The 349-nt window shown below is 65.6% G+C and carries 1 protein-coding gene; it reads left to right on the plus strand.

From position 1 onward, the window contains the following. Positions 1-153: 153 nt before the first annotated feature. The coding region (locus AC1DYG_RS21130; protein WP_477641765.1) for a VOC family protein at positions 154-349 on the plus strand (196 nt) is incomplete at its 3' end.

Below are 349 nucleotides of genomic sequence, written 5' to 3' on the forward strand. Positions count from 1 at the left end.
GGTCAACCCGCTCGACGGTGCGCTGGTGGCGCTCAAGATGATCCCGCGCGCGCAGCTGCACGTGTTCGGTGGCTGTGGCCACTGGGCGCAGCTCGAGAAGTTCGACGAGTTCAACCGACTGGCCGGCGACTTCCTGCTCGAAGGAGGTAAGTGATGGGTATTCGTTCGCTCGCGTACATGCGCATCGAGGCCACCGACATGGCGGCCTGGCGCGAGTACGGACTGAAGATCCTCGGCATGGTCGAGGGCAAGGGCACCAACCCGGACGCCCTGTACCTGCGGATGGACGACTTCCCGGCTCGACTGGTGATCGTGCCGGGCGAGAAGGACCGCCTGCAGGTCTCCGGCT

Source organism: Pedococcus sp. P1_H8, from assembly GCF_056405175.1.